The 13,665-nt window shown below is 68.3% G+C and carries 11 protein-coding genes; 6 read left to right on the plus strand and 5 right to left on the minus strand.

The window, feature by feature from the left end; genetic code table 11:
- Nucleotides 1-92: 92 nt before the first annotated feature.
- Entirely contained in the window at nt 93-1,058 is a 966-nt protein-coding gene (locus ACFWPK_RS10935; RefSeq protein WP_378914425.1) for a proline dehydrogenase family protein, read from the minus strand.
- Nucleotides 1,058-2,704 (minus strand): L-glutamate gamma-semialdehyde dehydrogenase, encoded by a 1,647-nt coding sequence (gene pruA / locus ACFWPK_RS10940; protein WP_378914426.1) that lies wholly within the window; start codon nt 2,702-2,704, stop codon nt 1,058-1,060. Before pruA ends, ACFWPK_RS10935 begins: the two co-directional genes overlap by 1 nt.
- Before the next feature lie 132 nt (nt 2,705-2,836).
- Between pruA and ACFWPK_RS10945 the strand changes: the two genes are divergently transcribed.
- Both ACFWPK_RS10945 and ACFWPK_RS10950 read left to right on the plus strand, forming a co-directional pair.
- Complete coding sequence (locus ACFWPK_RS10945) at nt 2,837-4,474, plus strand: PucR family transcriptional regulator (protein WP_378914427.1); 1,638 nt, start codon at nt 2,837-2,839, stop codon at nt 4,472-4,474.
- Between the two features lie 162 nt (nt 4,475-4,636).
- Nucleotides 4,637-6,580 (plus strand): alkyl/aryl-sulfatase, encoded by a 1,944-nt coding sequence (locus tag ACFWPK_RS10950; protein WP_378914547.1) that lies wholly within the window; start codon nt 4,637-4,639, stop codon nt 6,578-6,580.
- Nucleotides 6,581-6,585: 5 nt separating this feature from the next.
- On the opposite strand, the gene ACFWPK_RS10955 is transcribed toward ACFWPK_RS10950, so the two are convergent.
- Nucleotides 6,586-7,389 (minus strand): VOC family protein, encoded by an 804-nt coding sequence (locus ACFWPK_RS10955; protein ID WP_378914428.1) that lies wholly within the window; start codon nt 7,387-7,389, stop codon nt 6,586-6,588.
- Nucleotides 7,390-7,672: 283 nt separating this feature from the next.
- On the opposite strand from ACFWPK_RS10955, the gene ACFWPK_RS10960 reads away from it, so the two are divergent.
- Together ACFWPK_RS10960 and ACFWPK_RS10965 are read left to right on the plus strand one after the other, a co-directional pair.
- A complete protein-coding gene (locus tag ACFWPK_RS10960) occupies nt 7,673-9,676 on the plus strand; it encodes a CocE/NonD family hydrolase (protein ID WP_378914429.1) in 2,004 nt (667 codons plus the stop codon).
- Nucleotides 9,677-9,729: 53 nt separating this feature from the next.
- Nucleotides 9,730-10,272, plus strand: a complete 543-nt coding sequence (locus ACFWPK_RS10965) for a gluconokinase (protein ID WP_378914430.1) — start codon at nt 9,730-9,732, stop codon at nt 10,270-10,272.
- On the opposite strand, the gene ACFWPK_RS10970 is transcribed toward ACFWPK_RS10965, so the two are convergent.
- Nucleotides 10,263-11,009: a M50 family metallopeptidase gene (locus tag ACFWPK_RS10970; protein ID WP_378914431.1), complete on the minus strand. Its 747-nt coding sequence runs from the start codon at nt 11,007-11,009 to the stop codon at nt 10,263-10,265. The genes ACFWPK_RS10965 and ACFWPK_RS10970 overlap by 10 nt on opposite strands.
- 100 nt (nt 11,010-11,109) lie before the next feature.
- Between ACFWPK_RS10970 and ACFWPK_RS10975 the strand changes: the two genes are divergently transcribed.
- Entirely contained in the window at nt 11,110-12,108 is a 999-nt protein-coding gene (locus ACFWPK_RS10975; RefSeq protein ID WP_378914432.1) for an SMP-30/gluconolactonase/LRE family protein, read from the plus strand.
- Between the two features lie 2 nt (nt 12,109-12,110).
- Here the strand turns inward: ACFWPK_RS10975 and ACFWPK_RS10980 are convergent, their stop codons facing one another.
- A complete protein-coding gene (locus ACFWPK_RS10980) occupies nt 12,111-12,689 on the minus strand; it encodes a pyridoxamine 5'-phosphate oxidase family protein (RefSeq protein ID WP_378914433.1) in 579 nt (192 codons plus the stop codon).
- Nucleotides 12,690-12,823: 134 nt separating this feature from the next.
- Here ACFWPK_RS10980 and ACFWPK_RS10985 point away from each other — a divergent pair, with 134 nt between their 5' ends.
- Nucleotides 12,824-13,651, plus strand: a complete 828-nt coding sequence (locus ACFWPK_RS10985; protein ID WP_378914434.1) for an NADPH-dependent oxidoreductase — start codon at nt 12,824-12,826, stop codon at nt 13,649-13,651.
- Nucleotides 13,652-13,665: the final 14 nt, after the last annotated feature.

Consider the following 13,665-nt stretch of genomic DNA (forward strand, 5'->3'; position numbering starts at 1 on the left):
CACGGTGGGCTCATCCGAGTACACCGCCACGCGCGATCGCGGGCGTCGAGAGTGAATAATGTTCAGCGGCGATGATTGTTCGGCCGAGCCGGTTATCTTCCGCGTGCGCCGACCAGTGCGCGCAGGAAGAACCCGAGGTTGGCGGGCCTTTCGGCCAGCCTGCGCATGAAGTACCCGTACCACTGGTCACCGTAGGGGACATACACGCGGACATGGTTGCCCGCGGCGGCGAGTCGCTGCTGTTCGTCGGCGCGTATGCCGAACAGCATCTGGTATTCGTACTCCTCGGTCTTGCGCTGCGCGGACTGCATGCCGACCCCGGCCGCGGTGATCACCGCCGGGTCGTGCGAGGCGATCATCGGATAGCCCGCGCCCGCGGTGAGTACGCCGAGGCACCGCATATACGACGCGTCGACCTCGGCCTTGTCGCGGAAGGCGACCGATTCCGGTTCGTCATAGGCGCCCTTGCACAGCCTGATTCGCGACCCCGTACCTGCCATCGCGCGGCAGTCGTCCTCGGTGCGGCGCAGATACGCCTGCAACACCGTGCCCAGCCACGGGTAGTCCGCGCGGAGTTCGCGCACGATCGACAGCGTCGAATCGGTGGTGGTGTGGTCTTCGGCATCGACGGTGACCCAGATCCCCGCGGCCTCGGCGGCGGCACAGATCTGGCGGGCGTGCTCGCGGGCGATGGCGTGACCGTCGCGCGGCAGGGCCTGTCCGAGTGCGGACAGTTTCACCGAAACCTCCAGTGGCCGAACAGCTCCCGCGGCCACCTCGGACTGGGGGAGTCCGCCGAGCGCGGCGATCAAGGTCCGGTATTGCGCGACGGTCGCCTCCGCGCTGGCCAGGTCGGTGGTGTCCTCACCGAGATAGTCGAGGCTGACGAAACGCCCTGAGCGCAAAAGGGTTTCGGTGGCGAGCACCGCCTGCTCCGTGGTGGTGCCCGCGACGAAGCGGGCCACCACCGCCCGGCTGACCGGCAGGCCGGTGATGGTGCGTTCCAGCCGGGGTGAGCGCGCGGCGGCGAGCATGGTCGAACGCAGCAGAGCAGACATCAGCCGACCTCCGGTGCCTGGTGGGGGTAGCCGTGCTCGGTCGGCGGGACGAAGGTTTCCTTGATCGTGCGCGCGGAGGTCCAGCGCAGCAGGTTCTGGGGCGAACCCGCCTTGTCGTTGGTGCCGGACGCGCGTCCGCCACCGAACGGCTGCTGGCCGACGACGGCTCCGGACGGTTTGTCGTTGATGTAGAAGTTGCCCGCGGCGAAGGTGAGCCGCTCGGTCGCGGCGGCGATCGCGGTGCGGTCCTGCGCGATCACCGAGCCGGTGAGGCCGTAGGGGCTGCCGCTGTCGACGAGGTCCATGGCGTCGGCGAAGGCGGTCGGGGTGCTGTCGTCGTAGACGTGCACCGCCAGGATCGGGCCGAAGTATTCGGTGCGGAAGATCTCGTCGGCCGGATCGTCACCGACCACGATGGTCGGGTCGACGAACCAGCCGACGCTGTCATCGCTGTGTCCGCCTGCCACCACGGTCAGACCCGGTGTCGCCTTGGCGCGCTCGAGTGCGGCGATATTGCGGTCGAAGGCGGGTCGATCGATCAGTGCCCCACCGAAATTCGTGAAGTCGGTGACATCGCCGTAGCGCAGGTTCGATGTCCGTTCGATCAGGTCCTCCGACATCGCGGCCCACACCGAACGCGGGACGAACGCGCGGGAGGCGGCCGAACACTTCTGGCCCTGGTAGTCGAACGCGCCACGCACCAGCGCGGTGGTGAGCACCGCCGGATCGGCCGACGGGTGCGCGAGCACGAAGTCCTTGCCGCCGGTCTCGCCGACCAGCCGTGGATACGTGCGGTACCCGCCCAGGCGCTGTGCCACCTCGCGCCACAGGTGCTGGAACGTGGCCGTCGACCCGGTGAAATGCACGCCGGCCAGCCGTGGGTCGGCCAGTACGACATCGGAGATCACCGGGCCCGCCCCGTTGACCAGGTTGATCACTCCGGGCGGCAGTCCGGCGGCTTCGAGCAGCCGCATCGTCAGATAGGCCGCAACGGACTGGCTCCTGGCGGGCTTCCACACCACGGTGTTGCCCATCAGCGCGGGCGCGGTGGGCAGGTTGCCCGCGATCGCGCTGAAGTTGAACGGCGTCACCGCGTAGACGAACCCCTCGAGCGAGCGGTACTGCATCCGATTCCACACACCCGGCGAGGAGAGCGGCTGCCCGGCGAGGATCTCGCGGGCGAACGAGACATTGAACCGCCAGAAGTCGATCAGTTCGCACGGCGCGTCGATCTCGGCCTGATAGGCGGACTTGGATTGCCCGAGCATCGTCGCGGCCGCGATCTTCGCGCGCCACGGCCCGGAGAGCAGGTCGGCGGCGCGCAGGAAGATCGCGGCTCGATCGTCGAACGACATCGCCTGCCAGGCGGGCGCCGCGGCACAGGCGGCCTCGACCGCGGCGGCGGTTTCGGTGGTGCTCGCGTCACGCAGGGTGCCGAGGACGGCGGCGTGGCGATGCGGTTGGACCACGTCGAAGGCCGGGCCGTCGCCGGGCAGGTGGCGGCCGCCGATCACGTGGGCGATCTCGGTGGGGGAGGCGGACAACTCGGCGAGCGCGGTCTGTAGGCGACTACGTTCCGGGCTGCCCGGAGCGAAGGTGCCGACGGGTTCGTTGACCGGTGGTGGGGTGGTCGCGATGGCGTCCATGAGTGCGGCTCCTGCGTCGTGAGGGATGGCGGGATGTGACGTAGTCAACACCGATCGGAAGCAGTCATAATCGTCTGATCGGATGAAGATCGGCGCGATCGTTTGTCCGATCGACCAACATGGAGGTGCTCGATGGCTGACGGGGCCACAACGCTGCGCGAGTTGCTGACCGCTCTCGACCACACGGTCGCCACCCTCGTCGACGCGCCCGCGGGCCACGAGGTCGCGGTGCGGACGGTGGCGTTGGCCGAGCCTGCCGACCTGCCCGAACACCTCGATGACGAGGGTGCGTTGCCCGAGGTGTATCTACTCGTCGGCGTCGATGCCGCCGCGACCGCGCGCTGGTTGCGCGAGGTCGTCGACCGCGACCCCGCCCAGCGGCCGCGAGTGCTGATGACCAAGAGCGCCAACGACTCGCCCGCGGTGCGCGCCGCCGCCCATGCCGCGGGAATCGCGCTGGTGCACGTCCATCGGCAGGCGCGCTGGGACCAGGTCTTCTCGCTGATCCGCCGGATGCTGGCCCGCTCACCCGGTCAGCGCGCCGCCTCCGACGAGCACGACCTGCTCGCCCCCGACACCGACCTGTTCGGACTGGCCCAGGTGCTGGCCAGGGAAACCGGCGGCATGGTCTCGATCGAAGACCCCCAGTCGCATGTCCTGGCCTACTCGGCCTCGGACGCGTCGGCCGACCAGCTGCGCATCCAGTCCATCCTCGGCCGGGAAGGCCCGAGCGACTACCTGCGGATCCTGCGTGAATGGGGTGTGTTCGACCGGGTGCGGCGTGGTGACGAGGTCGTCGACGTGCCAGAACATCCCGAGCTCGATATTCGCCGCAGGCTCGTCGTCGGGATCCGGCGTGGGGAAGGCGCGCAATCGAGAATGCTCGGGACCATCTGGTTGCAGCAAGGCGCGGGAGAGTTGCGCCCTGACGCGGCGCAGGTGTTGCGTGGCGCGTCGGCGGTGGCGGCCAGGATCATCGCGCGGCGGCTGGACGCGCCCTCGACCGAGGCGTTGCTGGTTCGCAGGTTGTTCGGCGCGCACGGTGACGGCGTAGACGTGCCCTCGGTCGCCGCCGCGCTGAACCTGCCGACGACCGGTCCCGCCGCGGTGATCGGCTTCGCGCCGGTGGGTCCCGCCGCGGGCCTGGCCGCGTCGAGTGGCTTGATCCGGTTGCACGCCAGTGCTTTCCGTGATGATTCGGTCACCGAGTCGATCGGTGCGCGGGTCTATGTCCTGCTGCCCGCCTACCACTCCGAACGCAGCGTCGGCTCGTGGGTGCGCAAGCTGGTCACCCAGCTCGAGCAGACGCGCGAACTGGTCGTGCGGGCCGCGATCGCGGCGCCGGTCGCCGATCTCACCGCGGTCGCGGGTGCGCGCGCCGAGGTCGACCGGGTGCTGGACAGTCCGGTCGCCGATCTCGCGGGCAGCCGGGTCGCCACGCTGGCCGACGCCAGGACGGCGGTGCTGCTGGCCGAGATCATGGAGCTGATCCGCGAGCGCCCGCGCCTGCACGATCCCCGCCTGGCCGCCCTCGACGCCTACGACCGAACTCACGCCGCCGACCTGCGCGTATCGGTGCAGGCGTTTCTTCGGGCACACGGTGAGGTGCGTGCCGCCGCGGCCGCGCTACGCGTGCATCCGAACACGCTGCGCTACCGGCTGCGGCGGGTGGAGACCGTGCTCGGCATCGACCTGACCGATCCCGAGGATCGGCTGCTGCTCGATATCCAGCTGGCCGCGCTGCCGACAATTCCGATTGCTCAGAGGTAACACAGGTATTGCAGTTAGTCTGCAATAGTTGTCCGGGTCGGACGATCGTGGAACGAAGGAGTAGCGGTGAACAGTGCACACACGGGTCGCGGCGAGCTGTCGCGGCGCGGGATGCTGGGTGTCGGAGTCGGCGCTGCCGCCGCGGTCGCGGTCGGCGCGACCATGACCGGATGTGGTGACCAACCGAGCGGAGTCACCCCGTCGAGCACCCAGACCGAGCCGACCGAGGCCATCCTGGATGCCAACCGCGCGCTGGCCGACACGCTGCCCTTCGGCGACACCGCCGACTTCGCCGATGCCGACCGCGGCTGGATCGCCTCCCTCGAACCGGGCAGGGTCACCGACCAGTCAGGGAAAGTGGTGTGGGACAACGACTCCTACGACTTCCTCGCCGGGTCCTGTCCGCAGTCGGTGAACCCGAGCCTGTGGCGCCAGTCCCAGCTCACCGTCAAGCAGGGCCTCTACGAGATCGCGCCGGGCTTCTATCAGATCCGTGGTCTCGACCTGTCGAACATGACGTTGATCGAAGGCGAGACCGGCGTGGTCGTCATCGATCCGCTGGTTTCCGCGGAGACCGCAGCCGCCGGCCTGAGGCTCTATCGCGAACATCGCGGTGACCGGCCGGTCACCGGCCTCATCTACTCGCACTCCCATGTCGACCACTTCGGCGGCAGCTACGGCGTCATCACCCCGCAGGACGTCGCGGCCGGACGCTGCCCGGTGATCGCGCCCTCGGGGTTCATGGAACACGCCGTCGCCGAGAACATCTACACGGGCACGGCGATGGCCCGCCGTGCCGCCTACATGTACGGCGCCGCCTTGCCCCGCGGCCCGAAAGGTCAGGTGGGATCCGGTCTGGGACAGACCACTTCGGTCGGCACGATCAGCCTGATCCCGCCCACCGTGCACATCACCCACACCGACCAGGAAGAGACGGTCGACGGTGTGCGGATGGTCTTCCAGCTGACCCCGGGCACCGAAGCGCCCTCGGAGATGAACTTCTACTTCCCCGACCGGCGCATTCTGTGTATGGCCGAGAACGCCACCCACACCATGCACAACATCGTCACCCTGCGCGGCGCGCTGGTCCGCGACCCGCATGTCTGGTCGAAATATCTCACCGATTCGATCAACCGCTACGCGCGCCGGTCCGATCTGGTGTTCTCCTCGCACCACTGGCCGGTCTGGGGTACCGATCGGATCGTGGAGTTCCTGTCGCTACAGCGCGACATGTACGGCTACCTCAACGATCAGACGCTGCGACTGCTGAACCAGGGGTACGTCGGCGCCGAGATCGCCGAAATGCTGCGGATGCCACCCGCGCTCACCGCGTCGTGGTCGACGCACGGGTACTACGGCTCGGTGAGCCACAACGTCAAGGCGGTGTACCAGCGGTACATGGGCTGGTTCGACGGCAACCCGGCACACCTGTGGGAACACCCGCCGGTGGAGAACGCCCGACGCCACGTCGAGGCGATGGGCGGTGCCGACGCGGCACTGCGGACCGCGCAGAAGGCCTACGACGCCGCCGACTTCCGCTGGGTCGTGCAGCTGGTGAACTACGTGATCTTCGCCGATCCGGCCAACAAGACGGCAAAAGACTTGCAGGCCGGCGCCTTCGAACAACTCGCCTACGGCGCGGAGAACGCCACCTGGCGCAACTTCTATCTCAGCGGTGCCCACGAACTGCGCCATGGTTCCTTCGGCACGCCGACCACGGCCAACTCCGCGGCGATGGCCGCCGCGCTGAGCGTGGAGCAGGTGTTCGACGCGGTGTCGTTGCGCATCGACGGTCCGAAAGCCTGGGATGCCCGGATGAGCACGGACTGGCGGATCAGCGACGAGGACAACCGCGTTCACCGCGTGGAACTGCGCAACGGCGTGCTCGTGCACCACGACCGATTCCCCGGTGACGCGCTGCCCGCGCCCGACGCGACGATCACCCTCACCCGCCGGACCCTGATCGCCACCCTGGTCGGCGGCGCCGACCTGCGCAAGGGCGTCACGAGCGGTGACATCGCCATCGATGGCGACGTCACCGCCCTGGCGAAGCTGCCCGGCCTGATCGACAAGCCGGACCCGAACTTCGCCATCGTCACGCCGTGACGATGTCAGGACCCGGTGGGTACCTCGCCGACCGCCTTGGCCGGATCGATCACGCCGAACACCTCGCCCTGTGGCGCGGCCAGGATGCCCATCCGGCCGAACGGGCTGTCGTCGGGGCCCATGATCACCGAGGCGCCCAGCTCGGTGGCCCTGGCCAGGGATCCGTCGGCGTCGTCGACCTGGATCCAGGTGAGCCAGTACGGAGGGGTGCTCAGCGCTGAGGCGTCCATCATGCCGCCGACCTCGCGGCTCTCACCGGGCAGTGCGAAGGTGGAATAGGTGAAGGTCTCCCCGTCACCGATTTCGTTGTACTGCCAGCCGAACACCTTGTTGTAGAACTCGTGCGCCTGATCGTAGGCAGGGGTGTGCAGTTCGTTCCAGCAATAGGCGCCGTTCTGATTGAATATGCCGGAACCGTTGTGCGCCTTGGCTTCCCGCACGCCGAACACCCCGCCTGCCGGGTCGGCGGCGATGAACATGCGTCCCACGTCGAGCACATCGAACGGTGGCATGAACACCTGCCCGCCCGAGGAGCTCACGCGTTCGGCGATCTCGTCGGCGCGCTGCGCGGCGAAGTAGGTGGTCCACACCGACGGCATCGCTTCCATGCCCTGCGGTTTCGGGCCGATGCCCGCCGCCGGTCGGCCGTCGAGTGTGGCCATGAGATAGCCACCGGCCTCGGCGGGACTGTCCTGGACCTCCCAGCCGAACAGGGTGCTGTAGAAATCGCGGGCGGCGGTGGTGTCGTCCACCTGACAGTCGATCCAGCAGGGAGTTCCCTGCGGCCAAGCTTCGTCGCGTGTCGGCATGTCGAACGTCCTCCTCGGCGATGGATGAAGGCCGGCCCGAATCGCACCGGCACGAGGCAAGTCAACCACCGGTCACCGACAAGAAGAAGGAACCCGGAACCACGCTGAACTGGAACAACGCGTGTTCACAGCGACAGCCCGAGCGGGCCGAGGATCGCCTGACCAGCTCGATACCGCTGTTATGGTTTTCGCGCCGATCGTGCGGTGGCTTGGTCAACGTTGGAGACGAACCGGTCGGGAGCGATTCATGGTGAGTAAGGGCTCGGAACATGGGTTAGTCCGGATGCTGGCGACGATCGTCGCGGTGGTCGTCGTGCTCGGCTGCGGCGGTGGTCCCGCCGGTGGTCAGCCACCGGACGCGTCGGCCGCGAAGTGGACCGCCCTGCACGACGGGCCGGGCGCCTATCCCGAGGTTCGGGTGGAGCGTGGCGTCCAGATCACGATGAGCGACGGCGTGGTGCTCAAGGCCGACGTCTACCGCCCCGCCGATGCCGCCGGCGTGATCGAGCAGAAGCCGCTGCCGGCAATCGTGAGCCTGACCCCCTATTCGAAACTCATGACCGGGCTGATCGAACAGGCTGCCGCGATTCCGGGCCTGCAGTCCACCGCCGTCGACATCGTGCGCAGGCTGAACCTGTCCGCCACCCCGATCAGTGGTTTCGGTGACCTCATGCAGGCACTGGACGGCGGCATGATCCAGACCATGCTCGGCGTCGACCGCAAACTCGTCAGCGCCGGCTACACCGTCGTCGTGGCCGACGTACGCGGAACCGGGATGTCCCAGGGCAAATGGGACACCCTCGGTACGCGCGAACAGCTCGACACCCGCGAGGTGATCGACTGGGCGGCCACGCAGCCGTGGTCGAACGGCCGCATCGGGATGAGTGGCGGCTCGTACTCCGGCATCAACCAGTTGCGTGCCGCCGAGAACGCACCGCCCGCGTTGCAGGCGATCTTCCCGGTCGAGCCGGGCAGCGACCTCATGCGTGACGTGGTCGCCCCCGGTGGCGGCGTTGGCACCACCTTCCTGCCGCTGTGGCTGAACTCGGTCAACCAGCTCAAACTCGTTCCCGACGTGGCCTCCATGGTCGACGGCAGCTTCGACTGGACCTGGTTCAACGACCGCCTCGCCGATCCGACCACCAATTTCGACCTGCTCGCCCAGTCGCTGCTCACGCCGTCGCTGTCGAACATGCCGCCCGCGCTCGACGGCGCGCTCGACGACACCTCGGACTTCCGCGAGGCGATCATGGGCCACCCCGAGAACGTCACGGTGCCGACCTTTGTCTACGGCGGCTGGCACGACATCTTCGCCAACAGCGCGACCAAGCTCTACGAGCAGATCCCGCTGCCCGCCGGACGCAAGCAGCTCGTCGTCGGCGACACCTATCACGCCAATCCCGGTGCGGGCACCGGTGTTCCCGGCGCACCCCCGCGCCTCGACGTGCTGCAGCGGGCCTGGTTCGACAAATGGCTCAAGGACATCGACAGCGGCGTCGAAGGATTCGGGCCCGTCACGGTGAAACAGCAAGGCGGTAGCTGGGTTACGTTGGAGGAGTTCCCGCAGCCCGGCGTCACGCATCGCCGCGTCTACCTGTCCGCCGCGCCCAGCGGCAGCACCGAGGACAGTCTGCACGATGGATCGCTGAGCGCCACCGGACCGGCCGGTGTCGAAACGCTCACCGTGGCACCAGGTTTGAATCAGGTCTGCTCGCGCGACGCGGCGCAGGGCTCGGCGGGCATGACGGCCGCCTTCGATACCTGCGCGAAGGACTCCCGCATCGCCGAACGCAACGGCCTCACCTTCACCAGCGCCCCACTGACCGAACCGACGGTCATCTCGGGCCCGATCAACGTGCGGCTCAACACGATCCACGACGCCACCGACGGATTCTGGAACGTCACCGTCAACGACGTGGCACCCGACGGTACCTCGACCGTGCTCACCACCGGCCAGCTCACCTCGTCGATGCGGGCCGTCGACGAGCGCCGCAGCGCACGCTCGATCAACGGCGACTTCACCGCGCCCTTCAACCCGCTCACCGTCGACCGGCTGCTTCCTGTGGTACCCGGCACACCCACCGCGATCGATGTCGCCGTCATCCCGACTCAGGCGATACTGGCACCGGGACACCGGCTGCGCATCGACGTCTTCGCGGGCAACGCGCCCAAGGCACTACCGTTCCGGCCGATGCTGAACGCCAGCGGCCTCGAGCCCCAGCACGTTCGCCTCGACCCCGCGGCGCCGAGTTTCGTCAACCTGCCCACCGACCGTCCGATTCCCTGATCGACGCTGGAGAATCGCCGCCCACTACCCTCGATCGAGCAGGATGCGCAGGCATGCTGTGCGGAGTTCTTTTCGACGAGGAGGTCGCTGTGGTCGAACCTGTCATCGTGGTGATGGGGGTGTCGGGATGCGGGAAGACGACGGTCGGCGCGCTGACCGCCGACCGGCTCGAGGTCCCGTACGCCGAAGGTGACGACTTCCATCCGCAGGCCAATATCGAGAAGATGGCCGCGGGCATTCCGCTCACCGACGAGGACCGGCTGCCCTGGCTCGACACCGTCGCGGACTGGCTCGCCGAACACCAGAAAACCGGTGGGGTAGCGACCTGCTCGGCGTTGCGGCGGGTCTACCGTGACCGCCTGCGCGCGAAGGCGCCGCAGACCTACTTCGTGCACCTGGCAGCCACCCGCGAGGAACTGCTGCGCCGGATGACCGGCCGACTCGGCCATTTCATGCCGACGATCCTGCTCGATTCCCAGCTCGACACCCTCGAACCGCTGCAATCCGACGAAGTGGGCGTCACCCTCAACGCGCTACAGCCGCCGAGCGCGCTCGTCTCCGAAGCCGTCGATGCCTGGATCGCCACTCACCGCTGAAGCAGCGGATGCAGTTCTTCGACCGGCGCCAGCATCAGCATCGCGCCGAAGACCAGTGCCGCCAGGCAGACCGCGGTGAAGAACAACACCCACAGCACCGCGGGCAGGTGCGTCAACCGAGCCAGCTGGTCCGCATCGGAATCCGTGCGACCGGGCTGGCGCCGTCGACTCCGTTGCAGTTCGAAGACCGGCCGTACCGCGGCGGCAAGCAGGAACCACGCCGCCAGATACGCGAACGCGGCCTGCAGCAGATCGCTGCCGAACCAGGACACCCCGAACACCAGCGCACCGAGCACCACCACCGTGAGCAGCCCGTACATATTGCGCACCTTGATCAGCACCGCCGCCAGCATCACCAGCGTCGCCCACAACATCACCGTGACCCGGCCGGTCCCGAGCAGCGCCGCATAGCCGAGCCCGAGCAGCGCGGGGGCCGGATACCCGGCCGCCGCGGTGAGAATCATGCCGGGCCCACTCGGTTTGCCGCTCGATACCGTCAGCCCCGATGTATCGGTGTGCAGGGTGATCGCGTGCAGCCTGCGTCCGGTGAGCAGCGCGATCACCGCGTGGCCGCCCTCGTGTGCCACTGTCACCGCGGCTCTGGTCAGCCGCCACAGCGGTCGATACCCGACCAGGATCAGCGCCACCACGGCGGTGGCGAGCACCAGCCACCAGGCGGGCGCGGGCTGGGGTGCGAGGAGACGGTCGAGCAGCGAGCTGGCGGATCCGGTGTTCACCGCCGCACTTTAGCCGTCGGTGGGCTCGTGGCGCAGGCTCCTGGTCGCGGCCGTTCCCGCATCGGCCCCGTGGCGGCCCTCGTCGTGATAGCAATGGGCAATGCAGATGCGCCCTCACCGCTGGACTCCGCCGCGCCCCACCGCTCGTGCGCGCCAGACCCACAGCGATCCGCCGATGCCGCCGACCCGACTGCTGCCGCTGCCGGGAAGTGGGCCGGAGGACGTCGTGGTGCTGCCCGACGGCCACCTCGTCACCGGGACCGACGACGGCGCGATCTGGCGGGTCGATCCGGCGGGCGGTGCGGTCGAGCGGATCGCGGACGCCGGAGGTCGGCCACTGGGCATGCACGCCGATGCGGACGGCTCACTGCTGATCTGCGTCGCGGGCCGAGGCATCCTTCGCCTGGCCGAGGCGGGCGCCGACCTGGAAGTCGTCGTCGGTGAGCTCGACGGTGTCCCGATCGCGTTCCCCAGCAATGTGATTCGCGACGACGACGGCACGATCTACTTCACGATCTCGTCGCAGCGGTGGCCGTTCGAAGAGTGGATGACCGACATTCTGGAACATTCCGGCAGCGGACAGCTGGTGCGCCGCGATCCGGATGGACACCTGGAGGTGCTCGTCGACGGTCTCCAGTTCGCCAATGGCCTGGTGCTCTCGCCGGACCGATCCAATGTGCTGGTCGCCGAGACCGGCGCCTACCGGATCACGCGCTACTGGCTGACGGGTCCGCGCGCCGGTACCACGGACTACATCGCCGAGAACCTGCCCGGCTCACCGGACAACATGCTGATCGGCAGCGACGGGCTGGTCTGGGTCGGCATCGTCTCGCCACGTAACCCGTTGCTGGACAAGCTCTTCCCGCTCCCCGGCATCGTGCGGCGAATCGTCGACGCGCTGCCGGATCGGCTGACGCCGGCGCCCGTCCGATCGGTCTGGGTGCTCGCGCTCGATTTCGACGGCACCATCGTGCACGACCTGCAGCGCGACGGCGCCGACTACGCGCTGGTCACCGCGGTGGCCGAACGCAACGGCACCCTCTACCTGGGCAGTCTGTCCGAACCCGCGATCGCGGTGACCTCGGTACCGGCGACCTGACCTCAGCGGCGAACGCTGGACGGCACCGGATGGTCCGGCTCCAGCGCGGGCAGCCCGTCGATGCTGGTGGCGTTGTCACCGGCGATGCGACGGGCGAAATCGGCGTCGGTGCGGCGGGTGTGGGCCTCGTCGAGGATGAAGCGCTCCTCGACGAGGTCGAGTTTGGGTACCGACCAGCCACACGAGTCGGCGATGCGTTCCACCGAGATCGTCACCACCGCACGGATACCCGGGTGTCCGGTGCCGAAATGCTCACGCAGCGTGTCGAATTCGTCGGAGTCGGGGCGAACGACCCGGCCGGTGCCGAAGAGCCGGAGGATGCGGGTGGTACGGGTGAACGAGCAGAACATCACGGTGATCCGGCCGTTGTCGCGCAGGTGGGCGATCGTTTCCGAACCGCTGCCGAACAGATCGAGGTAGGCGACGGTGTGGTCGTCGATCACGGCGAAGGTGTCGCGATAACCCTTGGGGGAGACATTGACGTGGCCGCCGACCGACGGCGCGGTGCCGATGAAGAACATCGGCTGTTCGGTGATGAATGCCCGCAGCTTGTCGTCGATCCGATCGAACACCTTGCCCATGACGCACTCTCTCGTCCCACCAGTCGGTGAGCTCCCCACGTCCACTGTATCGACCGGGCGATCCCGGACCGCGGTTCGGTTCACGGTGAGGGTTACCGCAGACGCCGACCGCGCGGTGTCCGACGATGTCTCCTATGACGCAGACCGCACCGAGCCCCGCCCACCCCGTCCAGCAGCGTTACGCGGACCAGGCCACCGAGATTCCCGCCCAGTGGAATCCGGTGCTCGAGGTACTGCACGCGCACAAGTCGGTGCGCCGCTATCTTCCGGACGCCGTGTCGCCGGAGACGATTCGGCTGTTGGCGTCGGCCGCGCAATCCGCGGCGACCTCGTCGAATCTGCAGGTGTGGAGCGTTATCGAGGTGCGTGATCCGGCGCGCCGGGCCAGGCTGGCCGCGATAGCGGGTGGTCAGGCACATATCGAGCAGGCGCCGGTGCTGCTGGTGTGGACCGCCGACTTCGCCCGGCTGCGTCAGCTCGCCGACGATCACGGCGCCCCGCTGGAGGGCGCCGACTACCTCGAATCCAGCTACGTCGGCTTCGTCGACGCCGCGCTCGCCGCGCAGAACGCGGTGGTGGCCGCTGAATCCCTCGGCTTGGGCACGGTCTACATCGGCGCGTTGCGCAATGATCCGGAAGCGGTGGCGGCCGAGCTGAAACTGCCCGATCACGTCTTCGCGGTCTTCGGCCTGGTTGTCGGCCACCCGGACCCGGCGGAGGGCACCCGGGTCAAGCCGCGCCTACCGCAGGCGGCGGTGCTGCACCACGAGACCTACGACCTGGCCGCCCAGCGCGAGCCGATCGCCGAGTACGAACAGCGGATCGGCGAGATCTACACCGATCAGGGCCTACCGTTCTCCTGGACCGAGCGCACCCTGGCCCGCTTGGCCTCGGCGGCCTCCCTCAACGGCCGTCACCGCCTGCGGGAGTCCTTGGCCGCCAGGGGATTCCGGCTGCGCTGAGCGGGCAGGACCGC

Source organism: Nocardia sp. NPDC058519, assembly GCF_042719755.1.
Lineage (GTDB): Bacteria > Actinomycetota > Actinomycetes > Mycobacteriales > Mycobacteriaceae > Nocardia.

Bases quoted from the DNA above. Each gene is read 5' to 3' on its own strand.
- ACFWPK_RS10935 (WP_378914425.1), bottom strand. From the start codon at position 1,058: ATGTCTGCTCTGCTGCGTTCGACCATGCTCGCCGCCGCGCGCTCACCC.
- pruA (WP_378914426.1), bottom strand. From the start codon at position 2,704: ATGGACGCCATCGCGACCACCCCACCACCGGTCAACGAACCCGTCGGC.
- ACFWPK_RS10945 (WP_378914427.1), top strand. From the start codon at position 2,837: ATGGCTGACGGGGCCACAACGCTGCGCGAGTTGCTGACCGCTCTCGAC.
- ACFWPK_RS10950 (WP_378914547.1), top strand. From the start codon at position 4,637: ATGACCGGATGTGGTGACCAACCGAGCGGAGTCACCCCGTCGAGCACC.
- ACFWPK_RS10955 (WP_378914428.1), bottom strand. From the start codon at position 7,389: ATGCCGACACGCGACGAAGCTTGGCCGCAGGGAACTCCCTGCTGGATC.
- ACFWPK_RS10960 (WP_378914429.1), top strand. From the start codon at position 7,673: ATGCTGGCGACGATCGTCGCGGTGGTCGTCGTGCTCGGCTGCGGCGGT.
- ACFWPK_RS10965 (WP_378914430.1), top strand. From the start codon at position 9,730: ATGCTGTGCGGAGTTCTTTTCGACGAGGAGGTCGCTGTGGTCGAACCT.
- ACFWPK_RS10975 (WP_378914432.1), top strand. From the start codon at position 11,110: ATGCAGATGCGCCCTCACCGCTGGACTCCGCCGCGCCCCACCGCTCGT.
- ACFWPK_RS10980 (WP_378914433.1), bottom strand. From the start codon at position 12,689: ATGGGCAAGGTGTTCGATCGGATCGACGACAAGCTGCGGGCATTCATC.
- ACFWPK_RS10985 (WP_378914434.1), top strand. From the start codon at position 12,824: ATGACGCAGACCGCACCGAGCCCCGCCCACCCCGTCCAGCAGCGTTAC.